19 protein-coding genes and 1 tRNA gene are annotated in these 24,502 nt (G+C 70.5%); 7 read left to right on the forward strand and 13 right to left on the reverse strand.

Features of this window, described 5'->3' with window-relative positions; genetic code table 11:
* Positions 1 to 72 precede the first annotated feature (72 nt).
* Together hrpB and KUV67_04365 are read left to right on the forward strand one after the other, a co-directional pair.
* Complete coding sequence (gene hrpB, locus KUV67_04360; GenBank protein MBY6204099.1) at positions 73 to 2,592, forward strand: ATP-dependent helicase HrpB; 2,520 nt, start codon at positions 73 to 75, stop codon at positions 2,590 to 2,592.
* A 43-nt stretch (positions 2,593 to 2,635) separates the two neighbouring features.
* A complete protein-coding gene (locus KUV67_04365; protein ID MBY6204100.1) occupies positions 2,636 to 3,130 on the forward strand; it encodes an asparaginase in 495 nt (164 codons plus the stop codon).
* Between the two features lie 299 nt (positions 3,131 to 3,429).
* Here KUV67_04365 and KUV67_04370 read toward each other — a convergent pair whose 3' ends face one another.
* Positions 3,430 to 4,755 (reverse strand): PQQ-dependent sugar dehydrogenase, encoded by a 1,326-nt coding sequence (locus tag KUV67_04370; protein ID MBY6204101.1) that lies wholly within the window; start codon positions 4,753 to 4,755, stop codon positions 3,430 to 3,432.
* A gap of 102 nt (positions 4,756 to 4,857) precedes the next feature.
* On the opposite strand from KUV67_04370, the gene KUV67_04375 reads away from it, so the two are divergent.
* Complete coding sequence (locus KUV67_04375) at positions 4,858 to 6,393, forward strand: gamma-glutamyltransferase (GenBank protein MBY6204102.1); 1,536 nt, start codon at positions 4,858 to 4,860, stop codon at positions 6,391 to 6,393.
* Positions 6,394 to 6,473: 80 nt separating this feature from the next.
* A complete protein-coding gene (locus tag KUV67_04380) occupies positions 6,474 to 6,758 on the forward strand; it encodes a hypothetical protein (GenBank protein ID MBY6204103.1) in 285 nt (94 codons plus the stop codon).
* 233 nt (positions 6,759 to 6,991) lie between these two features.
* Here KUV67_04380 and KUV67_04385 read toward each other — a convergent pair whose 3' ends face one another.
* The 12 genes from KUV67_04385 to KUV67_04440 all read right to left on the reverse strand — a co-directional run bounded on the left by KUV67_04385 (position 6,992) and on the right by KUV67_04440 (position 21,428).
* Complete coding sequence (locus tag KUV67_04385; protein ID MBY6204104.1) at positions 6,992 to 9,139, reverse strand: primosomal protein N'; 2,148 nt, start codon at positions 9,137 to 9,139, stop codon at positions 6,992 to 6,994.
* A gap of 165 nt (positions 9,140 to 9,304) precedes the next feature.
* Entirely contained in the window at positions 9,305 to 11,470 is a 2,166-nt protein-coding gene (locus KUV67_04390) for a carboxy terminal-processing peptidase (GenBank protein ID MBY6204105.1), read from the reverse strand.
* 110 nt (positions 11,471 to 11,580) lie between these two features.
* Positions 11,581 to 12,258, reverse strand: a complete 678-nt coding sequence (gene lipB, locus KUV67_04395; GenBank protein MBY6204106.1) for a lipoyl(octanoyl) transferase LipB — start codon at positions 12,256 to 12,258, stop codon at positions 11,581 to 11,583.
* A gap of 10 nt (positions 12,259 to 12,268) precedes the next feature.
* On the reverse strand, positions 12,269 to 12,553 hold the full coding sequence (locus KUV67_04400; GenBank protein ID MBY6204107.1) for a DUF493 domain-containing protein: 285 nt from the start codon (positions 12,551 to 12,553) through the stop codon (positions 12,269 to 12,271).
* A complete protein-coding gene (locus KUV67_04405; protein MBY6204108.1) occupies positions 12,546 to 13,709 on the reverse strand; it encodes a D-alanyl-D-alanine carboxypeptidase in 1,164 nt (387 codons plus the stop codon). Before KUV67_04405 ends, KUV67_04400 begins: the two co-directional genes overlap by 8 nt.
* 150 nt (positions 13,710 to 13,859) lie before the next feature.
* A complete protein-coding gene (locus KUV67_04410; protein MBY6204109.1) occupies positions 13,860 to 14,693 on the reverse strand; it encodes a septal ring lytic transglycosylase RlpA family protein in 834 nt (277 codons plus the stop codon).
* Positions 14,690 to 15,763: a lytic murein transglycosylase B gene (mltB, locus tag KUV67_04415; GenBank protein ID MBY6204110.1), complete on the reverse strand. Its 1,074-nt coding sequence runs from the start codon at positions 15,761 to 15,763 to the stop codon at positions 14,690 to 14,692. Before mltB ends, KUV67_04410 begins: the two co-directional genes overlap by 4 nt.
* Before the next feature lie 109 nt (positions 15,764 to 15,872).
* Positions 15,873 to 16,967 carry a rod shape-determining protein RodA gene (gene rodA, locus KUV67_04420; GenBank protein MBY6204111.1) on the reverse strand — a complete coding sequence of 365 codons (1,095 nt, stop codon included), beginning with the start codon at positions 16,965 to 16,967 and terminating at the stop codon, positions 15,873 to 15,875.
* Positions 16,964 to 18,826, reverse strand: a complete 1,863-nt coding sequence (gene mrdA, locus KUV67_04425; GenBank protein MBY6204112.1) for a penicillin-binding protein 2 — start codon at positions 18,824 to 18,826, stop codon at positions 16,964 to 16,966. The genes rodA and mrdA overlap by 4 nt, the downstream gene beginning before the upstream one ends.
* Complete coding sequence (gene mreD, locus KUV67_04430) at positions 18,823 to 19,320, reverse strand: rod shape-determining protein MreD (GenBank protein ID MBY6204113.1); 498 nt, start codon at positions 19,318 to 19,320, stop codon at positions 18,823 to 18,825. The genes mrdA and mreD overlap by 4 nt, the downstream gene beginning before the upstream one ends.
* Positions 19,317 to 20,354: a rod shape-determining protein MreC gene (mreC, locus tag KUV67_04435; GenBank protein MBY6204114.1), complete on the reverse strand. Its 1,038-nt coding sequence runs from the start codon at positions 20,352 to 20,354 to the stop codon at positions 19,317 to 19,319. Before mreC ends, mreD begins: the two co-directional genes overlap by 4 nt.
* A 27-nt stretch (positions 20,355 to 20,381) precedes the next feature.
* Positions 20,382 to 21,428 (reverse strand): rod shape-determining protein, encoded by a 1,047-nt coding sequence (locus tag KUV67_04440; protein MBY6204115.1) that lies wholly within the window; start codon positions 21,426 to 21,428, stop codon positions 20,382 to 20,384.
* A 233-nt stretch (positions 21,429 to 21,661) separates the two neighbouring features.
* Between KUV67_04440 and KUV67_04445 the strand changes: the two genes are divergently transcribed.
* The 3 genes from KUV67_04445 to KUV67_04455 all read left to right on the forward strand — a co-directional run bounded on the left by KUV67_04445 (position 21,662) and on the right by KUV67_04455 (position 24,138).
* Positions 21,662 to 22,603, forward strand: a complete 942-nt coding sequence (locus tag KUV67_04445; protein MBY6204116.1) for a carbohydrate kinase family protein — start codon at positions 21,662 to 21,664, stop codon at positions 22,601 to 22,603.
* A gap of 128 nt (positions 22,604 to 22,731) precedes the next feature.
* Positions 22,732 to 23,997, forward strand: a complete 1,266-nt coding sequence (locus KUV67_04450) for a D-amino acid dehydrogenase (GenBank protein MBY6204117.1) — start codon at positions 22,732 to 22,734, stop codon at positions 23,995 to 23,997.
* Positions 23,998 to 24,061: 64 nt separating this feature from the next.
* Positions 24,062 to 24,138: transfer RNA gene (locus tag KUV67_04455), tRNA-Met, on the forward strand.
* Positions 24,139 to 24,502 lie beyond the last annotated feature (364 nt).

A 24,502-nucleotide genomic window follows, 5' to 3' on the forward strand; every position in this document is an offset into this window, starting at 1 on the left:
ATCGGACCATGGTAGTGCGCCCGGCGCCCCGCGACCAGCGCTCGTGGCCGATCGGTCGGATATCCTGCCCGAATGGCTCCCGACACCGCGCCCGGCCCGCTGCCGATCGACCCCCTGCTCCCGGAGCTCGGACGGGAACTCGAGCGCTCGAACCGCGTGCTGCTGCAGGCACCGCCCGGAGCCGGCAAGACGACCCGGGTGCCGCCGGCGCTGCTCGACGCGGCCTGGCGGAAGGGACGAACCCTCGTGATGCTCGAACCCCGTCGGCTGGCCGCCCGGTCCGCCGCACGCTTCATGGCCCGGCAGCTGGGTGAGCCCGTGGGTCGAACGGTCGGCTTCCGCACGCGCTTCGAATCGAAGGTCTCGTCCGGAACGGCGATCGAGGTCGTCACCGAAGGCATCCTGTTGCGTCGGCTCCAGGCCGACCCCGAACTGGCCGACGTGGCCTGCGTGCTGTTCGACGAGTTCCACGAGCGGTCGCTGAACGCCGACCTCGGCCTGGCCCTGGTGCGCGAGTCGCAGGCCGCGCTGCGCCCGGACCTGCGGGTCGTCGTGATGTCGGCAACCCTCGACACGGCGCCGCTGGCCCGCCTGCTCGACGATGCACCGGTACTGACCAGCGAAGGCCGCGGCTTTCCGGTCGACGTGTCCTATCGGCCGCCGCGCCGCGACCAGCGGATCGAGGACGCGGCCGCGGCGGCCGTGCGCGCAGCCCTCGAGAACGAGCCGGGTTCCGCGCTGGTCTTCCTTCCCGGCGTCGGCGAGATCAAGCGCGTGGAGCAACGGCTCGCGGGCACCCTGCCGGACGACGTGGAGCTCTGCCCGCTGTACGGTGCGCTGAACCCGGACCGGCAGGACGCGGCGATCGCGCCCGCCGCCGAAGGCCGGCGCAAGGTGGTGCTGGCCACATCGATCGCCGAGACCAGCCTGACCATCGAGGGCGTGCGCATCGTGATCGACGCCGGCCTGGAGCGCCGGCCGCGCTTCGATCCGGGATCGGCGATGACCCGGCTGGTCACCGAGCGGGTGTCGGCGTCGTCGGCCGAACAGCGACGCGGACGCGCCGGCCGGATCGAGCCCGGTCACTGCATTCGCTTGTGGAGCGAGGGCGAGCAGGCACGACTGCGACCGCACTCCTCACCGGAAATTCTCGACGCCGACCTCGCGCCGACGGTGCTTCAGCTGGCCCAGTGGGGAACGACCGACCCGACCGGACTCGACTGGCTCGACCCGCCGCCGCGCGCCCACTGGGACCAGGCCGTCCACCTGCTCCGGACCTTCGGCGCCCTGGACGAGGCCGGACGCATCACGGTCCACGGTCGCGCCCTGCTCGAGCCGGGACTGGACCCGCGCCTCGCCCAGCTGCTGGTCGGCGGCCGTGAACGGCAGCTCGGCCGGACCGCTGCCGCGCTGGCCGCGCTGCTGTCCGACCGCGACCCGTTGCCGCGCAGCGCCGGCAGCGACCTCGAGCTCCGCCTCGCGGCCATCGAACCGTCCGACACGGCCGACGCCCATCGCGGCCGACTGCACCGGGCGAGGCAGCTGATGAAGCGCCTGGCACGCGAGGACGAGCGCGGGCAGGACCGAAGTGGGAAAAGGGAACGGATCGACCCGCACGCCGCCGGTCGCCTGCTTGCCCTGGCCTGGCCGGACCGGATCGCCATGCGCCGCCCCGGCGGGCCGGCGCGCTTCCAGCTGGCCAACGGCCGGGGCGCCTGGCTGCCGGACGACGACCCGCTGGCCGGCTGCGAGTTCCTGGTTGTCGCCGACGTGGACGGCCGGAAGCGCGAGGCGAAGATCTTCCTCGCCGCGCGGATCACGCGCGACGAGCTCGACGCCGAACCAGCGCTGCCGATCGAGCGGGTGACGGAGTCCGATTGGGACGAGGACCGCGGCACGGTGGTGGTCCGCAACCAGCGCCGGCTCGGCGCCCTGGTGCTCGACGAAACGGTCGAGGCCGCGAAGGACCCGGAGGCGATCCTCGACGGTCTGCTCCGGGCCGTACGTCAGCGCGGGCTGCAGGCGCTGGCGAGCGATGCGGCCACCCGGCCCTTCCGCCAGCGGATCGAATGGCTGCGCCGACACGGACGCGAGGACTGGCCGGCCTTCGACGACGCAACGCTGCTGGCCGAACTCGAGGACTGGCTCGCCCCGTTCCTGCCCGGCGTCGCGCGTTGGAAGGAGCTGGCCGCGATGGACCTGCGCCCCGCGCTGGAGCATCGCCTGGGCCCTGCGGAGAAGACCGTCCTCGACCGCGAAGCGCCGGTCGCGCTGGAGGTCCCCGAGGGCTCGCGGATCCGCCTCGACTACGGCGCGGAGCCGGGACCGGCGCTGGAGGTCAAGCTCCAGGCCGTGTTCGGCTGGACCGAGACGCCGCGCGTCGCCGCCGGTCGCGCCCCGGTCGTCCTGCACCTGCTGTCGCCGGCACAGCGCCCCGTGGCCGTGACCGCCGACCTGGCCAGCTTCTGGAAGAACGCCTATCCCGACGTGGTCAAGGAGATGCGCGGCCGCTACCCGAAGCATCCCTGGCCCGACGACCCGCTCGCCGCCGAGGCCACGATGCGGACCAAGCGCCGGGGCGGCCCACGCTGACGGCGCGAATCGGCGAAAATAGCCGGCCTTCTTCCCAGACGGAATGCCCGTGAAGCTTCTGCAGGTCATCACCACCGGCGGCACGATCGACAAGATCTACTACGACGAGAAGTCGGACTACCAGATCGGCGAGCCGGAAATCGCGCGCATCCTCAGCGACATGAAGGTCGCGTTCCGGGTCCAGGTCCAGCCGCTGCTGCGCAAGGACTCGCTCCAGCTCACCGACGGCGACCGCGACCTGATCCGTCGCGCGGTCGAGGCCAGCGAGGCGAAGCACATCCTCATCACCCACGGCACCGACACGATGACCGACACGGCCCGGGTGCTCGAGGGCTTCGACGACAAGGTCATCGTGCTGACCGGCGCGCTGAACCCCGCGCGCTTCATCGGCTCCGATGCCGTGTTCAACATCGGCTGCGCCGTCGGCGCCGTGCAGGCTCTCCCGCCGGGCGTGTGGATCGCGATGAACGGCCGCGTCTGGGACCCGAAGAAGGTCCGCAAGAACCGCGAGGCGAACCGCTTCGAGGCAGCGGAGTAGTCATCAGGCTTCACCTGGCCTCGGGGGCCGGCGTTGCCGGGCGATCCCTGGCCTGAACCCCTTCGCTCGCGAGCTCACTCCCACAAGCAGAGGCCTGATTCACCATCTGCGCTCTGTCTGTGGGAGTGAGCTTGCGAGCGAACTTCCAGGTAGCCCGGGCCTTCGCCCGCGAGCGGCCGCCAAGAGGAAACCGCTCCAGTCAGGCGCTCCGGCTAGAGGAGTGAGCCCGCGAGCCAACGCCCAGGGCAGCCCGGCCCGTCGCCGGAGGCTGCCCTACAGGCGACCGGTTGCCGCAATCCTCAGCTCTCGAAGCCGTCGATGAACACGACGTCGCTGACGTCCCCGTTGAAGCGCAGCAGGGTCGAGCCGTCGAAGGCGTAGACGTTGCCGTCTTCGTCCTCGCCGAAGGAGCGCAGGCCGAAGCCGATCGTGTCGAAGGTCTCGAAGGCCCAGGAACCGCCGTTGTCGTCGCCGAACCAGATCTCGCCGGTGCAGTAGTCGCCGAAGATGTATTCACCGCGCAGGCTGACGACCGGGCCGCGGTAGCGGTACCCGCCGGTCACCGAGCATCCGCCGGTGCCCGAGTGGCTGTATTCCATCACCGGGAACAGGGTGCCGGGCGTCGGACACGGGCCTGCCGTGGTGTAGGTCGACGTGCCCTCGTAGCAGCGCCAGCCCAGGTCGACCGCGTTCTGGCCGCGTGCGAGCGGGGCCGGCACAAGGTCGATTTCCTCCCACTGGTTCTGCCCCACGTCGCCGATCCAGACCTCGTCGGTCTGGCGATCGAAGCTCCAGCGCCAGGGGTTGCGAAGACCGAAGTAGAAGATCTCGCCGCAGTTGGATGCGCCGCCGGCGAAGGGATTGCTGCCGGGCACCGCGTATTCCGCCGAACCGTCGCCATTGGCTCCGCACAGGTTGTTCGCCCCGGCCGGCGTCGTGTTGTCGACATCGATCCGCAGCATCTTGCCCAGCAAGGCCAGGGAATCGTCCAGCGGCGCATTGCTGCCGCAGGACGTGAACAGATCGGCCGGATCCAGCGTCTGGGCCCGGTTGCACGGGTCGCCGCCGCTGCCGCCGTCCCCGAGGCCGATCCAGAGATAGCCGTCGGGCCCGAAGCGCATCTGGCCCCCGTTGTGATTGGAGAAGTCCTGCGACACGGTGAGGATGATCCGGTCGGGCACCGAACTGCCGACGTTCGGGTCGCCGGTCACGCTGAACTCCGCGATGATCGTATCGCCGACCCGCGTTCCGGCCGGGCGCGTCGATCCGGCCGAATAGTGCATGTAGAACTTGCCCTCGCCGTCGGCGCCGGAGACCTCGTAGTCCGGATGGAAGGCAAGATCGAGCAGGCCGCGCTCGCCGCCGGAGGTCACGCGCGAGCCCAGGTCAACGAAGGGCGTCGCCAGTACCGAGCCGCCGGCATCGATGACCCGCACGGTGCCGCCGAGCTCGACCACGAACAGCCGCCCGCTGCCGTCGCCGGCATGCTTCAAGCCCACGGGCGTGGAGAAGCCGGGCAGGCCCGGTACGGGGTCGAGCGTCACATCGGCGGGAATCTGTGCCGACGCCGGCACGGCATGAACTACGGCGATCGCCAGGATCGCCAGCAAGGCCCCTTTCTGCATCGCGTCTCTCCTGGCTCGAGTCGATCGTCGAGTATATCGACCGACCGGGCCCGGCGATGCGACGCGGTTCACATCATGCCGAGTCCGCGGCAGAATGAGCCGATGCCGAATCCCTCCCTTGCCCGGGTCGCCAGCGGCCATCCCGAGACGACCGCGGCTGCGCTGGACATCCTGCGCGACGGCGGCAACGCGGTCGATGCGCTGGTCGCCGCGGCCTGGACGGCGTGCGTGGTCGAACCGATCTTCTGCTCGCCGGGCGGCGGCGGCCACGCGATGATCCGCCTTCCCGGCCGCGCGCCGGTGATCGCCGACTTCTTCGCCCATACCCCTCGTCGGCGGCGGCTCGACGACCTGGAGTTCTACCCCATCCACGGCAACTTCGGCACCGACGTGCAGGAATTCCACGTGGGCATGGGCGCCGTGGCCACGCCGGGCCTGGTTGCCGGGCTGTTCGCGTTGGCCGAGCGCTACGGCACGCGGCCGATGTCGGTCCTCGTCCAACCCGCCGTCGGACTGGCAGAAACGGGCTGCTCGCTGAATTCGACCCAGGCCCATGCGCTGGAGATTCTCGAGCCGATCGTTCGCGCCACGCCGCAGGCCGCCGGAATGTTCGGCCTGGCCGCACAGGACGCTCCGCTCCCCGGTGTCGGTGCGGTCGTGCGCAATCGGCCGCTGGGCGAATGGATCCGTCAGATCGCCGCCGACGGACCGGACGCCATGCACCACGGCGAGCAGGCCCGGGCGATCGCGGAGGATTCGCGCCGCCACGGCGGGCACCTCCGCCTCGCCGACCTGGCCGGCTACCGCGTGCACTGGCGCCGGCCGATGAAATGGACCGCGGGCGAGGCCACGATCTGGTCGAACCCGCCGCCGGCCTTCGGCGGCCTGATGGTCGCACTGATGACCACGGCACTCGAGCAGCGCCTGCCGCCCGGCACCGCGTTCGGCTCGGCCACCCACCTCGACGGCCTGATCGGCGCGATGCGATCGAGCCAGGACGACCGCCGGCGCCTCGAGCAGCCCGAAGCGCTGGCCTGCAGTCGCAGGCTGATGCAGACCTGGCGCGCGTTGGACGGCGAACTGCGGGTCGGCCGGGGCACCACCCACATCTCGATCCGCGACGCCGACGGCGGCTTCGCCGGCATGACCGCCTCGAACGGCGAAGGCTGCGGGCGCGTCGTCCCGGGCGCCGGCTTCATGCTCAACAACATGCTCGGCGAGGAGGACCTGAACCGGCCGGGCTTCCACAACTGGCCGCTGAACCGTCGCCTGGCTTCGATGATGGCGCCGACGCTGGTTTCCCATCGCGGTCGACGCATCCTGCTCGGCAGCGGCGGCTCCAACCGCATCCGCACCGCGATCGCCCAGGTGCTGGCCAACCTGATGCACTTCGGCATGGACCTCGGCGACGCAATCGATGCACCGCGGGTGCACCTCGAGGGCGAGCGCCTGGCGATCGAGCACCCTCACGCGTGCTGGCCCGGAGCGGTCGCTCCCTGGCTCGACCGACGGCAGGAGTCGCTCCGTCGCTGGCCGCGGCCCAGCCTCTATTTCGGCGGCGTTCACGCGGTCGCCGACGACGACGCCGCGGCCGACCCCCGGCGCGGCGGCTGCGCGCGGAGCCTCGAACCGCGCTGAGCCGCACGTTGCGGCCGTCACGGCGCGGGCGTAGGATGAAAATTCCAGACCGTTTCGCCCCAAGCGGGCAGGAGCATGACATGACTGGACCCAACCGGAAGCTCACCTCCTCCGCAGCAGCGGTTTCCATCGGCCTCGTTGCAGCACTTGGCCTCGGCGGCTGCGCCACCACCGCCGGCCACAACGCCACCGCCTCGAGCGAGGGCCCGACCCGCTCGGACCTGTACGTCTACCAGGTCGACCGGGCGGCCGAACGCAACGGCGTTCGCGTGATCTGGGTGCATCCACCGAAGGGCGGCGAAGCCGTTTCCCTCGGCTATTCGCTCGAAGCCACCGTCGGCGACGAAGGCGACAGCGACGGCTGAGCGACGACCCGGCGGGTCGCCGTAACCGCCGACCGACAAGACCCGCGCCGGCTCGTCCGGCGCGGTTTTTTTTGCCTCGAAGCCGTTCGCTCGCAAGCTCACTCCCACAGGGATGATTGCCCGGCGGAGCGCAACACCTCCCCGGCCGCTCCAAGGCGGGCCCCGTGGGAGTGAGCTTGCGAGCGAATCAACCGAGCCGAGCGGTGAACCGAGCGGCAAACCGAGCAGCACTGCTACAACTCCAGCGGATCCACGTCGATGTGCCAGCGCACCTTCTGCGCCTCGGGCAGCTCCTGGATCAACGGCTGGAGGTCGGCGAGCACGCGCTGCAGCCGCACCCGGTCCGGCGTCATCAGCCAGAGCTGGTAGCGCCAGTGTCCGGCCCGCCGCTGCAACAGCGCCGGCAAGGGGCCGGCCACCCGGACCGAAGCGTCGCCGATCATGCCGGCGACGCGGGCCAGCATTCGCTGCGCCACCGGCGGTTGCTGGGCCTCGGCGCGGACCATGGCCAGCGCCCAGGCCGGGGGCAGCTCGGCGGCGGCCCGCTCGGCGCGCAGCAGCTCGGCCAGCTTCAGGTAGTGGCCGGCGGCCATCGCGGTCACCAGCGGATGCTCCGGGTGCCGGGTCTGCAGGATGAACTCGCCGGGGTGTTCGCGCCCGGCCCGGCCGGCGACCTGGAACACGGTCTGGGCCAGGCGCTCCGGCGCGCGGAAATCGCCGCTGAACAGCGACACGTCGGCGTCGAGCACCACCGCCAGGCCGATCCCCGGGAGGTGATGGCCCTTGGCCAGCATCTGGGTACCGACCAGGATGCACGGGTCGCCCCTGGCCACCTCGGCCAGGAGGTCCTCGAACTCGTCGCGGCCGCGCATGCTGTCGCGGTCCACCCGGCGTACGGGCACGTCGGGAAAGTGGCCCGCCAGGGCGTGCTCGATGCGCTCGGTACCGCTGCCGGCCGCCGAAAGGCGCGGCGCCTCGCAGTCCGGACAGCGCGGCGGCACCGCCCGCTGCTGGCCGCAGTGATGACAGCTCAGCCGTCCGGCCTTGCGGTGCCAGGTCAGGTGCGCGCTGCAGCTCGTGCAATCGGCCTGCCAGCCGCACTCGTCGCACATCAGCACCGGCGCGAAGCCGCGCCGATTGCGGTAGACCAGCACCTGTTCGCCGGCTTCGAGGCGTCGGCGGATCCGGTCGACCAGCGCCTCGGTCAGGCCCTCGCGACGGGTCGCGCCGCGCAGGTCCTCGATGCGCCAGCGGGGCAGCTCCGCCTTGCCGGCGCGGCGCGGAAGTTCCAGCATCCGATAGCGGCCGAGGTGGACGTTGTGCAGGCTTTCCAGCGACGGCGTGGCCGAGCCCAGCACGATCGGAATGCCGAGGCGGCTGGCGCGCAGGACCGCCACGTCGCGACCGTGATAGCGCATGCCGTCGAACTGCTTGAAAGACCCGTCGTGCTCTTCGTCGACCACGATCAACCCCGCATCGGCCAGCGGCAGGAACACCGCCGATCGGGTGCCGATCAGCACCTTCGCCTCACCGTTCTGCGCGGCTTCCCAGGTGGCCAGGCGTTCGCCGTCGGACAGGCCCGAGTGATAGACGTGGGCGGCGCAGCCCAGGCGGCGCTCCACCCGCCGCACGAGCTGCGGCGTCAGGCCGATCTCGGGCAGCAGAAGCAGGACCTGCCGCCCGCGACGCAGGACCGCCCGCGCGGCCTGCAGATAGACCTCGGTCTTGCCGCTGCCGGTCACGCCGGCCAGCAACAGGCCGGCGAAGCGACGGCGAGCGGCCAGCACCGCGGCAACTGCCGAACGCTGTTCGCCATTCAGCTCGGGGCCCGGCTCGGGATCGGGCGCGGGGGCATCGCAGGCCTCGACCAACCCCGCGTCGAGCATGCGCCGCATCGCGTCGGAAGGATGGCCGGCCTCGATCAGCGCATCGCGGCGGCGCGGGCCGTCGCGCAGCGCCTCGGCCAGCTCGGCCTGGCGCGGCGCGCGGGTCAGCTCGGCGGCCGCGCCTTCCTCGGTCAGGCGAAGGAACGCGGCCGCCGGCGGGCGGAACGGATCGGCGCGCCGCAACGCGGCCGGCAGGGCATGGGTAACCAGTTCGCCGGGCGGGGCCGCGTAGTACCGGGTCGCCCAGGTCAGCAATGCCAGCAGTTCGTCGTCGACCCGCCCTCCATCGAGCCGTTGGAGTACCGGCTTGAGCCGGCTCTCGGCCACGGCGGCGGCGTCGTGCCGCTCGATCACCACGCCGACCAGCCGGCGCCGGCCAAAGGGCACGAGCACACGATCGCCGCGAGCCGGCAGGGGTCCATCGCTCGGGGGCAGGTAGTCGAACAGGCCGTGCAGCGGAACCGGCACGGCCACGCGCAGCACCCGGGCGTTCATCGTGCCGCGCTCATCGTTCGGCACCCAGGGTCAGGCGAGCATCGAGGCGGCCCCATCGGGCGCGGACTGCGAGTCGCGACCGCTGGGGCCGGTCTTCGTATCGAGGATATCGGGCCGGCGGACGCCGGCGCCGTTCGGGGAACGCCACGGCAGGAACCGCGGCGTTCAGTCCATGCCGCCGTCGCCGGGCAGCTGCAGGTCCGTCGCCTGGACCAGCCGGTGCTGGCCCGCATCGAGCTCGATCAGGTCGGCGAGGATACGCACGGACTCGAGCAGCAGCACGTCGGGCTCCTCGACCGCCTCGGCATCCTCTTCGGCCGCGCCATCGCCGTCCGGGTCGGTCGCAGCGCCGTCATCCGATCCGTCGGCTGATCCGTCGATCTCGGCGTCGCCGTCGTCGCCGCCGTGTATCCCGCCGTAGCGCGCCTTGCGGCGGGCTTCGGCTTCCTCGTATTCACGGCGCCGCTCGTCCTCGAGCAGCGAGACCGAGGTGCGATCGGCCAGGGCTTCGAACTCGCTGAACTCGTCGATCAGGTCGCGCAGGTCCGAGTCGCTTTCGCGGCGCGCCAGGTGACGCTGCTCGGCCAGGGGCACCAGCGGGGTCAGGTCGGCGACCGGCCGGAAATCGGCCTCGGTGATCTCCGTCCACGGGAGCGCGTGGTCCAGCGCCGACTCGCCGTACTCGTCGGGATCGCCGTAGGTCGGCAGGCGGATGTCCGGCAGCACGCCCCGGTTCTGGGTCGAGCCGCCGTTGATGCGGAAGTACTGCGCCATGGTCAGCTTGACCTGGCCCAGGCGCATCTCGTCGAGGTTGTTCGAGTAGTCGTCGAGGTTCAGCAGGTTCTGCACCGTGCCCTTGCCGTAGGTCGGCTCGCCGATGATGATGCCTCGGCCGTAGTCCTGGATCGCCGCGGCGAAGATCTCCGAGGCCGAGGCGCTGGCCCGGTTGACCAGCACCGCCAGCGGACCGTCCCAGGCCATGCCCGGCTCGCGATCCTCCTCGACCTGCACGCTGCCGCGGCTGTCGCGCACCTGGACCACCGGACCTTCGTCGATGAACAGGCCGGTCATCGTGGTCGCCTCGATCAGGGCGCCGCCGCCGTTGTTGCGCAGGTCGACGACCAGGCCGTCGATGCCTTCGGCGCGCAGCTCCTGGATCAAGCGTCGCACGTCGCGGGTCGACGAGCGGTAGTTCGGTTCGTTGCGGGCCCGGCCGCGGAAATCGACGTAGAACACGGGAACGTCGATCACGCCGATGCGTCGGGTTTCGCCGTCGATCTCCACTTCCTCGATCGACGAGGACGCCGCCTGCTCCTCGAGCTTCACTTCGTTGCGGACGATATCGATGATCTTGGTCGGCCCCTTCAGGCCCGTGTCGCCGGGCAGCACTTCGAGCCGGACCTCCGTGTCGCGCTCGCCGCGGATCAGGTCGACCACGTCGTCCAGGCGCCAGCCGACCACGTCCTGGAATTCCTCGTCGCCCTGGGCCACGCCAACGATGCGGTCGCCCGGCTGCAGGCGGCCGTCGAGATCGGCCGGCCCGCCGGGGACGATCTCCTGGATTTCGACGTATTCGTTGCTGACGCTGAGCAGCGCACCGATGCCGTCCAGCGACAGCTTCATCGAGATCTCGAAGTTCTCGGCCAGGCGCGGCGACATGTAGGACGAGTGCGGCTCGATCGCCATCGCGTAGGAATTCATGAAGAACTGGAACACGTCCTGCGCGTTGAAGTCGCGCACGCGACGCTCGATGTTGCCGTAGCGCTCGCCGAGGGTCTCGCGAATGTCGTCGACCTCGCGCTCGGCCAGCATCAGGCCCAGCCAGTCGTTCTTCACCCGCTTGCGCCAGAGGTCGTCCATCTCGGCCTGCGAGTCGATCCACGGCGCGTCTTCGCGGTCGTACTCGTAGCGCTCATCGACGGTGAAATCGAATTCGCCCTCGAGCAGGCTCCGGGCGTAGTCGATCCGCTCCAGCGCGCGTTCCCGGTAGCGATTGAAGATCGCGTAGGCCGGATCGAGATCGCGCATCTTCAGCGCTTCGTCCAGGCCCGTGCGGTAGCGCTCGAACTCCTCGATGTCGGCCGCCGTGAAGTACATCCGGTTCGGGTCCAGCGACTCGATGTACTGCTCGAACATGCGCTCGGACAGTTCGTTGTCCAGGGCCATCCGGCGATAGTGGAAATTGCCCATGAACCGGGTCGTCAACTGGGTCGCGAAGCGGTGCTCGACCGCCGGCGAAAGCGGGTCGGGCAGCGGCTCGATGCTGGCGACCGAAAGCCCGGCAAGGCCGGCGACGAGTGCGAATGCGAATGCTGCGTTGAGGATCTTCATGGATTCTGGGACCGGTGCGGGGCGGTTCGAGTTTCAATTATTTCCTGCGTGGATCGACTGCATGAGCGCCGCAGGACGCGGGCGCAGGGCCGATTGCCCGTTGCTACAAGCTAGCCCACGTCGGACAAGAGCTTGTGAGAACCATCATCAGGCGGCGCTTCGCGGCAGTCAAGCCCCAGCACACGGGCCAGTACGGCGACGAAGTCGGCCCGCGCCCGATTGAAATCGATGCCGCCGGCGCGGTCGGCCAGCCGGGTCATCGGCTGGCCCGCGTAGCCGCAGGGATTGATCCGGTCGAAGGGCGACAGGTCCATGTCGATGTTGAAGGCCAGGCCGTGGTAGGTGCAGCCCCGCCGGACCTTCAGGCCGATCGAGGCGATCTTGGCGCCGTCGACGTAGACGCCCGGGGCGCCGTCCTTGCGCGCACCCTCCAGCCCGTAGGCGGCGAGCTGGCGGATCACGGTCTCCTCCAGGTCGCGGACCAGGCAGCGCACACCCAGCCCCATCCGCTCGAGGTCGAGCAAGGGGTAGGCGACCAGCTGGCCCGGTCCGTGGTAGGTGACCTGGCCGCCGCGGTCGGTCTGGACCACCGGGATGTCGCCCGGCGCGAGCACGTGCTCGGCCTTGCCGGCCAGTCCCTGGGTGAACACCGGCGGGTGCTCCAGCAACCAGAGCTCGTCCGGGCTGTCGGGTCCACGCCCGTCCGTGTAGTCGCGCATCGCCTGCCAGGTCGCCTCGTAGGGCACCCGTCCGAGCCAGCGCACGACCACGGTGCGACGATCGTTCACGGTCGATGCCTCACAGCGTCATGACCACGATGTCGAGCTCGCGCACGGTGGCGTAGACCGCCTCCAGTTCGCGCCGCGAGGCCACGTCGACCTCGACCGTGACGCTCTGGAAGCGGCCGTTGCGGCTTGGCCGTACCCGGACCTGCTCGCGGTCGAAGCCGACCTCGAGCCGGGCGATCGCGGTCAGCACCTGGTCCAGCGCCTGCTCGCGGGTGCGGGTCATGATCTTGACCGGGTAGCGGCACGGGAACTCCAGCGCGCCTTCGGCATCGAGGCTCAGGTCGTCGTCAGTCATCGCCGCCGAACAGTCCGCCGAACCACAGGCCGATCCCGTCGGTGGTGCGTCCCCACCAGCCGGCGCGGGGAACCTCCGTCTGGACCACCAGCGGCTGCTCGTGCTCGAGCTCGCCGTCCAGGGTGATCTGCAGCGAACCGAAGCTCTGGCCCGCCTCGAACGGCGCGACCGGACGACTCGGCACGACCAGCTCGGCGCTCAGCCGATCCTGTCGGCCGCGCGGGATGGTCACGTAGACGTCCGAGGCCACGCCCAGCGCCATGTCGTCGACCCGTCCCTTCCAGACCTCGGCCCGGGTCAGTTCGTCGCCGGCCGAGTACAGCTTGAAGGTCTCGAAGAAGCGGAAACCGTAGTTCAGCAGCGATTGGCTGGCCTCGGCGCGCGCGTTCTCGCTGGCCGTGCCCATCACCACGCTGACCAGGCGCATGCCGTCGCGCACCGCCGAGGTGGCCAGGCAGTAGCCGGCGGCTTCCGTATGGCCGGTCTTCAGGCCGTCGACCGACGGATCGCGTCTGAGCAGCAGGTTGCGGTTGGGCTGGCGGATGTCGTTGTAGGTGAAGTCGGCCTGCGAATACCAGCCGTAATACTCGGGAAACTCGGCGATCAGCGCGCGCGACAGCGTGGCGACGTCGGCCGCGGTCGTGTAATGGGCCTCCGACGGCAGGCCGGTCGCGTTCTCGTAGTTCGTCCCGCTCATGCCCAGGCGCTGCGCCTCGGCATTCATCATCTGGGCGAACACCGCCTCGGAGCCGGCCACGTGCTCGGCCAGGGCAACGCTGGCGTCGTTGCCCGACTGGATGATCACGCCCTTGAGCAGGTCCTCGACGCTGACCTCCGTGTCGACCTCGACGAACATCCGCGAGCCTTCCGTGCGCCATGCCTTCTCGCTGATCCGGACCATCTCGTCGAGGCTCAGGTTGCCGTTGGCGAGCTCGCGGAACACCACGTAGCTGGTCATCAGCTTGGTGATGCTGGCCGGCTCGACGCGCATCGCCGGCTCCCGCGCGGCGATGATCTCGCCGGAGTGGAAGTCCTGCAGCACGAAGCTGGTCGCGGCCAGGTCCGGGGCGGCGGGAATCGGCACCTGGGCGGGCGCGCGCCCGGCCAGCGCCAGCAGCAGTCCGAAGCAGAACAGGAATGTCTTGGTGTGGGTCATGTCGCCTTTGTCGGTCGGTTTCGTGTGGGGTTGGAACGTCGACCGGCCCGTCGGTTCGATCGCATCCGCATCGAACGATGGAGTCGGGGCGCCGGTCGGCGGCTTCAAGTCGGGTCCGGGCCGGATGCCCAGCGGTCTCGAGGCGCGCGCCTACGGATAGACGAACACCGGCACCTCCAGGCCCAGCGCGATGATCCGTCGGGCCAGCGCCTGGGCATGGGCAGCCTCCCAGACCGGGCCGACCCGGACACGCCAGACCCGTCGCCCGCCGGACCAGCCGCGCTCGATCCGCACGTCCTCGATCTCGGCCCGGCGCAGCTGGCGGGCCACGTCTTCGGCCGTGCGCTCGCGCGAGAACGCGCCGGCCTGGAGGACCACTGGCAGCTCGCGCGGCGCACTGACCGCATCGGCCGGCACCTCCTGCTGCGCGATCGCCCGAACCTCGACCCGCGCGGTCCCGGTCTCGAGCACGCCGAGCAGCACGGCGGCCGCGTACGACAGGTCGATGATACGGCCCTCCTTGAACGGCCCGCGGTCGTTGACCCGGACCACCAGACTGCGGTCGTTGTCGAGATTCGTGACCTCGACCCAGGTCGGCAGCGGCAGCGTCTTGTGCGCGGCCGAGACCTGGTACATGTCGAAGGGCTCGCCCGACGAGGTCGGTCGGCCGTGGAACTTGCTGCCGTACCAGGACGCGATGCCGCGCTCACGGTAGCCGGCTGCCGTCGGCAGCACCTGGTAGGTCCGGCCCAGCACCGTGTACGGCGAGTGGTTGCCGTAGCGCGCCCGCGGCTCGGGGCGCGGCTGCGGCACTTCGATCCGGCTCGGGTCCAGCGGCCGCCCGGCGCCGTCGGCGGGCTCGCGCAGCTCGCGCCCGCCGCAGCCGACCAGAAGTACGATGGCCATCAACGCGGCGGCCCGCCGCCAGAGGCTGACGGGTGCCGGTCCGGCATGGCGAGGCGCTGCGACACGGCCCGCGCTCATCGGCCGGCGGCCCCGGCGTAGGTGGCCAGGCTCGGGCCCTGCTCGACCCCGGCCTCGCTGGCGATCGCGGCGGCGAGCTGCGACACGGCCATGGCATACAGCGGCGAACGGTTGTAGCGGGTCATCACGTAGAAGTTGGTCAGGCCGATCCAGTACTCCGGACCGGTCTCGCCTTCCAGTTCGATCAGGGTCGCCGGCGTATCGCCGGCCAGCCCGCCGGCATCGAACTCGATGCCCAGTGCCGCCAGGCCGTCGAGCGTGTCGGCCGGCTTGATCGGAAACTCGCGGTCCAGGGCGGCCGGAACCGCCTCGACCGGCAGCGCGGTCGGCTCGTCGGGCCGCCAGCCGTGCACGTGCAGGTAGTTGGCCACGGAGCCGAGCGCATCGGGCAGCGACTGCCACAGGTCGCGCGAGCCGGACTCGTCGAAGTCGACCGCGTAGGCCCGGTAGCTCGAGGGAATGAACTGGCCCAGGCCCATGGCCCCGGCGTAGGAGCCGCGCACCTCCTCCAGCGGCAGGCCCTCTTCCTCGGCCAGGCGGAAGTACTCGCCGAGTTCGCGGGCGAAGAACGCGCCGCGGCGCGGGTAGTAGAAGCCCAGCGTGGCCAGGGCGTCGAGCACCCGGTAGCTGCCGGTGATCGTGCCGTAGTTGGTTTCGACCCCGATGATCGCCAGCACGAACGGCGCCGGCACGCCGAAGCGTTCGGCCACGCGATCGACCAGCTCGCGATGCTCGTCCCAGTATTCGGCACCGGCGCGGATGCGCGTTTCGCCGAGGAAGATCGGCCGGTACTCGTGCCAGGGCTTGCCCTCGGCCGGCCGGGTGATCGCATCGATGATCGCCTGCTGGTATTCGGCGCGCCCGAGCACGGCGCGGACGTAGTCGGCGTCGAGACCGTGCTCGGCGACCACGCGATCGACGAACGCTTCGGCGCCCGGGTGCGGCTCGGCGCCTCCGCTGTCGGTCGGCTCTGCGGACGCGGGCGCCGCCGTGCTCTGTGCCGACACCGGCGCGCCGAACACCCATGGCCCGAGCAGCAGCGCGCCGACCAGCAGTGCCGGCCCAATCATTCGAGAAACCAGGACTCGCATCGTCACTCCGTCGAAGATTTCGCCCGCATTCCGGGCATTGCAGGAAGGGCCCGTCGATTGCCGGCCCGCCCGACCCGCAGGACGCCCGTCATCGCATCAGCTTCCGGCGACTGTACAGGCCCATGATGATACCGAAGCCGGTCAACAGGGTCGCCGCCGACGTACCGCCGTAGCTGATCAACGGCAGCGGGACGCCGACCACCGGCAGCACGCCGGACACCATGCCGGCATTGACCAGCAGGTAGACGAAGAACAGGAACACCAGGCTGCCCCCGAGCATCCGACCGAACACCCCGCGGGTCTGGCCGACCAGGTGCATCGCGCGCAGCAGGATGGCCACGTAGAGCAACAGCACCGCGGCCACGCCCAGGAAGCCGAACTCCTCGGACAGCACCGCGAGGATGAAATCCGTGTGCGGCTCGGGCAGGAACTCCAGCCGCGACTGGCTGCCCTCCATCCAGCCGCGCCCGGTCAGGCCGCCGGTGCCGACCGCGATCTTGCTCTGGATGATGTTCCAGCCCTCGCCCAGCGGGTCCGATTCGGGGTTCAGGAAGGTCAGCACGCGGTTCTTCTGGTAGTCGTGCAGCTTGCTCCAGATCAGCGGCATCGCCGCCACCAGCCCGGCCAGGCCGAGCAGGATCCAGCGCCAGCGCACGCCGGCGAGGAACAGCACCATCACCCCGCCGCCAGCGACCAGCACCGACGTCCCGAGGTCGGGCTGGACCACGATCAGGCCGGTCGGCACGCCGATCAGCACAGCGCAGGCGGCGAAGTCCTTCAGCGTCGGCGGCAGCGGCTTCTGGTGCATCCAGGTGGCCACCATCAGCGGCACCGCGATCTTCATGATTTCCGAGGGCTGGAAGCGCAGCAGGCCGAGGTCCAGCCAGCGCTGCGCACCGCGACCGACGCCGAACAACAGCACGCCGATCAGCAGCGTGATGCCGCCCGCGTACAGCCACGGCGCCCAGCGCCGGTACGCGCTGGCCGGAACCTGGGCCGCGATCAGCATCAGGACGCCGCCGATGCCGAGCCGGACCGCCTGCCGGACCACCAGCGCCATGCTGCCGTCGCTGGCGCTGTAGAGCACCAGCAGACCGAAGGCCATCAGCGCCGCCAGCAGGCCGAGAAGCCAGCCGTCGAAGCGCAGCAGCCCGGGCCGCAGGTCGATCGGCCCGGTGCTCACGGGGCACCCCCTCCGACATCGGCCAACCGGTCGGCCGGCGACGGTTCGTCGGCGCCGTCCTCACCCAGCGCCCGGGCCAGCACCTCGGCCGCGATTGGCGCGGCCACCGTGGCCCCGCCGCCGCCGTGCTCGGCGACCACGGCGACCGCGATCTCCGGTGCATCGACCGGGGCGAAGGCGATGAACAGCGCGTGGTTGCGCAGGAACTCCGGGAGATCCTCGCGCTCGTCGGCGTCTTCGTCCTGGGGCCGGCCGAAGACCTGGGCCGTGCCGGTCTTGCCGGCCATCGGGACCGGCACGCGGTCGGCGACCGCGCGGGCGGTTCCGCGATTGCCGTAGATCACCGCCTGCATGCCGTCGAACACGGTCTGCCAGTGGGCGGAGTCATGCTCGATGACCTGGACCGGCTCGGCCGGGTCGACGAGCCGGGGCGGCGCGGTGCGGCCTCGCCCCGCCAGCGCCGCGGTCATCGCCGCCAGCTGCAGCGGCGTCACCACCGTGAAGCCCTGGCCGATGCCGGTGATCACCGTCTCGCCTGGGAACCAGGGCTCGTTCAGCGTGCGGCGCTTCCAGCTTCGCCCGGGCAGCACACCGGCGTACTCGCCCGGCAGGTCGATCCCGGTGGGCTGGCCGAGGCCGAACAGCGCCAGCTCGCGCGAGATGGCGTCGATGCCGAGGTCGGCGGCCAGCTGGTAGAAGTAGACGTTGACCGATTGCTCGAGCGCCGCCTCGAGATCGACCCAGCCGTGACCGCCGCGGCGCCAGTCCCGGTACTCGCGCGAATGCCCGGGCAGCCGGAACACGCCGCTGGAGAACACCCGCGTGTCGCGGGAGATCAGGCCGGCGTCGAGACCGGCCAGCGCGATGAACGGCTTGATCGTCGACCCCGGCTCGTAGCCGCCGGACAGGAAGCGATTGAACAGCGGCCGGTACGGGTTGTCGAGCAGCGCACGGTAATCGGCCGACGAGATCCCGTTGACGAACAGGTTGGGGTCGTAGCCGGGCTTGCTGACCAGCGCGAGCACGTCGCCGCTGGCCACGTCGAGGGCGACCACCGCACCGGAGGACGTGTCCAGGGCCTGCATCGCCGCGCGCTGCAGGTCGAGATCGATGCTCAGGCGCAGGTCCTCGCCGGGCACGGGGTCCGTGCGATCCAGCACCCGCACGACCCGGCCCTGGGCGTTGGTCTCGACTCGCTCGATGCCGGACCGCCCGTGCAGGCGCTGTTCGAACTGGCGCTCGATGCCGGTCTTGCCCGTGTGGGTGGTGGCGCGGTAGTCGTCCGGGTCGAGTCGCGCCAGGTCGGCGGCATCGAGCCGGGCCACGTAGCCGACCACGTGCGCCAGCAGTTCGCCGTGCGGGTAATAGCGCGTCAGGTACGGCTCGATCTCCAGGCCGGCGAGCTGGTGACGCTCCAGCGCAAGGGTGGCGACCTGGTCCTCGCTGAGGTTGGTCTTGAGCGTGACAGGCTGGAACGGACGACTGCGCGTCAGGTCCAGGGCGAAGCGTTCGCGCTCGTCCTCGCTCAGCCCGACCAGCGCATCGACGCGCGCCAGCGCCTCGGCCCGGTCGTCGACGCGCTCGGGCACCATCACCAACCGGTAGGCGGCCCGGTTCTCGGCCAGCACCCGGCCGTGCCGGTCCAGGATCAACCCACGGTTCGGCGCCACGGCCTGCAGCCGTACGCGGTTGTTCTCGGCCCGCGCCGCGAACGCATCGTGGCCGGCCAGCTGGAGCTGGGCGAAGCGGCCGAGGATCGCGAGCAGGGACGCCAGCATCAGCAGCGTGACGATCAGCAGCCGCCGGTCGACCCGGCGCGCGTCCAGCGGGTCGATCGCCCCGGTCGACCAGCGCTTCATGTTCGGGCCCCCCGTCGATGGGAGCGCAGCGCGTCGAGCAGCAGGAACAGCCAGGGCCACAGGGCCACGCCGACCAGCGGCGGCAGCCAGAATGCCCAGCCGGGCCAGGTCCGCTCGAGCAGGCCGACGATCCACAGGTGGACGATCCGGTCGTTGAGCAACAGCGCTCCGACCGCCAGCGCCTGCTGCCAGGGGGGGAAGAAGCGGATCCGGTTGCGGAAGCGGCCGACCAGGAAATTGAGGATGACGAGGCTGAGCGCATGCCGGCCCAGTAGCGTGCCGGTCAGCACGTCGAGCAGCAGGCCCAGGCCGAAGGCCGCGCCCAGGCCGTGCAGGCGGCCGGACTCGAGATGCCAGTAGATCAGGACCAGCGCGAGCCAGTAGGGCCGCAGGGGCTCGAGGAGGTCGGGCAGCGGCACCACCGTGAGCACCAGCGCGGCCAGCAGCGAGCCGGCGAACACGAGCGGACCGTCACGCTCCTCGCGGCGGCTCACGGCCCACCTCCATCGACGTCGCCGGCCGGATCCCCGTTGCCGCTGCCGCCGCCGGCGCGGTCATCGACCTCCGCGGCGCCGGCGTCCGGGGTCGCGGAAACCTCGTCGGGCGTCGTACCGTCGGGGTCGGACGCCGGGCGCTCTCCGTCCGCGCCAGGGTCCGGCACCCCGGCCGCGTTCGCATCGACCGCGGACGGCGCCGGTTCCGCGTCGAGGATCAGCACCAGGCGATTGCGGTCCATCGCCGACAGCGGCTCGACCCCGGCGCGGGCGAAGGGCTCGCCGCTGGGCCGGTCGAGTTCGACCACGCGACCGACCGGCAGCCCGGCCGGAAATCGACCGCCGAGGCCGGACGTGACGACCAGGTCGCCGATCTCCAGTTCCGTGTTCATCGGCAGGTCGTTGAGGCGCATCCGGTCGACCTGCCCGGTGCCGTAGGCAATCGTCCGTTCGCCCGAGGGCAAGGCCTGGACCGGCAGCGCATGGTCGGGATCGGTCAGCAGGATCACCCGGGCGGTGGCGGCGAAGACGTCCTCGACCTGGCCGAGCACGCCGCGGTCGTCGATCACCGGCATGCCGACCGCGACGCCGTCGCCGCGGCCGCGCTTGACCAGGATGCGGTGGGCGAAGGGGTCGAGATCGATGCTGACCAGCTCGGCGGCGAGGTACTCGCGATCGATCCGGCGGCCCGCATCGAGGAGCGAACGCAGGGTCCGGTTCTCGATCGCCAGGTCGGCCAGCTCGCCGAGCGCGGCCTGGCGCTCGACCGCTTCGCGTTCCAGCGTGCGCACGCGGTCGACCAGCTCGCCGCGGCGCGACCAGAATTCCTCGAAGCGCTCGGCGCCCCGGAACGGCAGATCGACCAGCAGGACAAGCGGCTCGACCAGCTGGCCGGCCAGGGAGCGGACGCGGTCGACGTAGCGACCACGGTAATCCAGCGCCATCAGGGTGATCGCGAGCAGCGCGTAGGCCATCAGGCGCGCGGTGCCCCCGGCGGCGCCCAGCAGCGCGCGGCGGGAATACGGACTATTCACTGCGGTCCCGGTTCACCGCGTCACGGCTCAACTGGGAAAGAAGAAGTCGCCGCGATTCTCGTCCATCATCTCGATCGCCCGGCCGCCGCCGCGGGCGACACAGGTCAGCGGATCCTCGGCGATGATCACCGGCAGGCCGGTCTCTTCCATCAGCAGCTTGTCGAGCTGCTTGAGCAGCGCGCCGCCGCCGGTCAGCACGATGCCCGTCTCGGCGACGTCGGCGCAGAGTTCCGGCGGCGTCTGCTCCAGCGCGTTCTTGACCGCGCTGGTGATCGACGACAGCGGTTCGCTCAGCGCCTCGAGCACCTCGTTGGAATTCATCGTGATCATCTTGGGCACGCCCTCGGCCAGGTTCCGGCCCGAGACCTCCATTTCGCGGGTCTCGTTGAGCGGATAGGCGCAGCCGATCTCGAGCTTGATCCGCTCGGCGGTGGCCTCGCCGATCAGCGTGCCGTAGGAGCGGCGCACGTAGTTGATGATCGCCTCGTCGAAGTGGTCGCCGCCGACCCGGACCGAGTTGGAGTACACGATGCCGTTGAGCGAGAGCACCGCGACCTCGGAGGTACCACCGCCGATGTCGAGCACCATGGAGCCGCGCGCCTCGTGGATCGGGATCCCGGCGCCGATCGCAGCGGCCATCGGCTCCTCGATCAGGAACACCTCGCGGGCGCCGGCGCCTTCGGCCGATTCCTTGATCGCGCGCCGCTCGACCTGGGTCGACGAACACGGCACGCAGACCAGCACCCGCGGGCTCGGCCGCAGGAAGCGCGACGAGTGCACCTTCTTTATGAAGTGCTGCAGCATCTGCTCGGTCATGTCGAAGTCGGCGATCACGCCGTCCTTCATCGGCCGGACCGTGCGGATGTTGCCCGGCGTGCGGCCGAGCATCTGCTTGGCCTCGATCCCGACCGACGCGACGTTCTGCGGGCCGCCGGGCCCGCGATCCATCCGGACCGCGACCACCGAGGGTTCATTGAGGACGATGCCCTGGCCACGCACGAAGATCAGCGTGTTGGCGGTGCCGAGGTCGATGGAAAGATCGTTGGAAAAGAGACCGCGCAGACGTTTGAACATGGAATACCGGCAACTGGGGAGTGGAACCGAGGCGAACACCGCCTGGGGCGGGCCGTGTTCGCGCGTGCATGCGCCGTAGTGTACGCCAATCGTCCAGCGGTTCCGCCCCGGATCCGCGTTCCTCCGGGGCCGGTTGCGCGAACCGCGTCACACTCGACGGAACCAGCCTCGCCGGAGGGGCGTTAAGCCTTCGTTATACTGTCGCGCTGACTTGACTCCAGGACGTCTCCTCCATGTCCATCCTGATCTGCGGCTCGCTGGCCTACGACAACATCATGGTCTTCCCCGAGCGCTTCAAGGACCACATCCTTCCGGACAAGACCCACATGCTCAACGTGGCGTTCCTGGTCCCCGAGATGCACCGGAATTTCGGCGGCTGTGCGGGCAACATCGCCTACGGCCTGCAGCAGCTCGGGGCGACGCCGCTGCCGATGGCGGCGGTCGGCGCCGACTTCGATCGCTACGCCGAACGCCTCGACGAACTCGGCATCAGCCAGGCCTACGTGCTGCGCGACGACGACCATTTCACGGCCCAGGCCTATATCACCACCGACCTGGACGACAACCAGATCACCGCCTTTCACCCGGGCGCCATGGACCAGAACCATCGAAACGTCGTGCCGACCGACGGCACGGTGGCCTGGGGCATCATCTCGCCGGACGGCAAGCAGGCGATGCTCGACCATTCCGACCAGTTCAAGAGCGCCGGCATCCCGCACATCTTCGACCCCGGTCAAGCGCTGCCGATGTTCAACGGCGACGAACTGCGCGGCCTGGTGGCCAATGCCGACTGGCTGACGGTCAACTCCTACGAGTGGGAAATGATCGTGAAGAAGACCGGCTGGACCCGAGGCGAAGCGCTCGCCGGCCTCAAGGGCGGCCTGATCGTGACTCACGGCGGCGAAGGTTCCAAGCTGCTGACCGCCGACGGCGAGGCAGACATCCCGGCCGTCCGGCCGGAACGCATCGCCGACCCGACCGGCTGCGGCGACGCCTACCGTGCCGGCCTGCTGTTCGGCCTCGAGCGCGGCTGGAACCCGGTCGACGCGGCCCGTCTCGGCTCGCTGATGGGCTCGATCAAGATCGCCCACAACGCGCCGCAGGGCTACTCCCTGGACCTGAACGATCTGACGGCCCGCTACAAGACCGAATTCGGCAGCGCAATGCCGGCCTGATCGTCGCTCTTGCGCACATTTGACTGGTTGATCGCTCCACTTTCGACGACGTTGTCAAACATCGTCGCCGTCCCGGTCCGGCCGATCGCCAACGCCGTGATCTGCCGCCGGGCGGTATCCTTCGCCCCATGAAGATCGTTGTCATCGGGGCCGGCGTGGTCGGCGCAACGAGCGCGCTGGTGCTTGCCGAGCGCGGCGCCGACGTGACCCTGGTCGACGCCGCCCCCGAACCCGCCCTCGGCACCAGCTTCGCCAACGGCAGCGGCATCACCCCGGGGCACGCCGAGCCCTGGAACCCGCCGGGCACCGCCCAGCGCCTGATCGGCGCCTTGCTGCACCGCGACCTGCCGTACCAGGTCCGCCCGAGCGCCCTGCCGGGACTGCTGCGCTGGGGCGCGGCATTCCTGCGCGAGTCGGCGCCCGGTCGGTACTACGCCAACGCCTCGCACTGCATCCGCCTGGCCGTGCACTCTCGCCGATGCCTGGCCGACCTGCGCGAGCGCCACGGCCTGGCCTACGACCAGGTCACCGAAGGATCGCTGGAGCTCTACCGCAGTCCGGACGCTCTCCACGACGCGGTCGAGCTGCGGCGACGGATCGGCAACGCGGACGTCGAGTTCGATCTCCTCGAGCCCGATGCGCTTGCCCGGCTCGAACCCGCCCTGGCCCCGGTCGCCGGGCAGTTCCACGCCGCCCTGCTGTTTCCGGCCCACGAGTCCGGGGACGCGCGCCTGTTCAGCCGCGAGGCCGTGCGACGGGCCGCCGAACTCGGGACGCGCCTGCGGCTCGGCGAGCGGGTGGAAAAGATCCTGCGTGATAACGGACGATTGAAGGGGATCGAAACCGATCAAGGCACGATCGACGCCGATCGCGTCATCCTCTGCACCGGAACCGACACGGGAGCGCTGCTCGAACCGCTCGGCCTGCGGGTGCCGATCTACCCGGTCCAGGGCTATTCGATGACTCTCGACGTGGCCGCAGACGGCCCGGCCCCGCGCCTGCCGATCCTCGACCTCGCGCGCCGCTTCGTCACCGCACGCCTCGGACCGCACCGCCTGCGGATCGCGGGCCTGTCCGATTTCACCGGCGGCGACACCACGCTTCGTCCCGAGCGCCTGGCCGTGCTCAAGGAGTCTGCCGCGGCGCTGCTGCCGGAGCTGGCCGACGCCATCCGGGCCGGCGGCGAGGACTGGACCGGCCTGCGCCCGATGACCCCCGACGGGCCGCCGCTGATCGGCCCGACGCCGATCGAAGGCCTGTGGCTGAACACCGGCCACGGCGCGATGGGCTGGACCATGGCGGCCGGATCGGCCGACGTGCTGGCCGATCGCCTGTTCGGCGATGCGCCGAAGATCTCGGCCGAAGGACTGGACGCCCAACGCGTCTTCGGCTGACCCGCGGGCCGGCCCGCCTATTGACAAGCCCGGGGCCGCACGCAACAATACGCGGCTTCCCCGTGGCTACGTAGCTCAGCTGGTTAGAGCGCGGCACTCATAATGCTGAGGTCGGTGGTTCAAGTCCACCCGTAGCCACCATTTCCCTTTCCGATTCGTCCGCCCCGCGCTCGCGGTGCCCGGGCTCTTCGCTCGCAAGCTCGCTCCCACAGGAACCGCCAAGGCCACCGCCATTCCTGTTGGAGGCCTTTAGCGAGCGCATGGAGAAGGCCGCCTGTGGGAGTGAGCTTGCGAGCGAAGGCCGAACCGGGACGCTTCCTGGGGGAGCGGGCCTTGCCCGCGAAGGCATTCCGGCAGATCGCCTGCAGGCAGGCTCCCACAGGAGCAATTCAGCGCGCCGCCCTTCCTGTTGGAGGCCTTTAGCGAGCGCATGGAGAAGGTCGCCTGTGGGAGTGAGCTTGCGAGCGAATCCTCGGACTGCCTTTTCGCTCGCAAGCTCACTCCC

This window comes from Halomonas denitrificans (assembly GCA_019800895.1).
GTDB lineage: Bacteria > Pseudomonadota > Gammaproteobacteria > Xanthomonadales > Wenzhouxiangellaceae.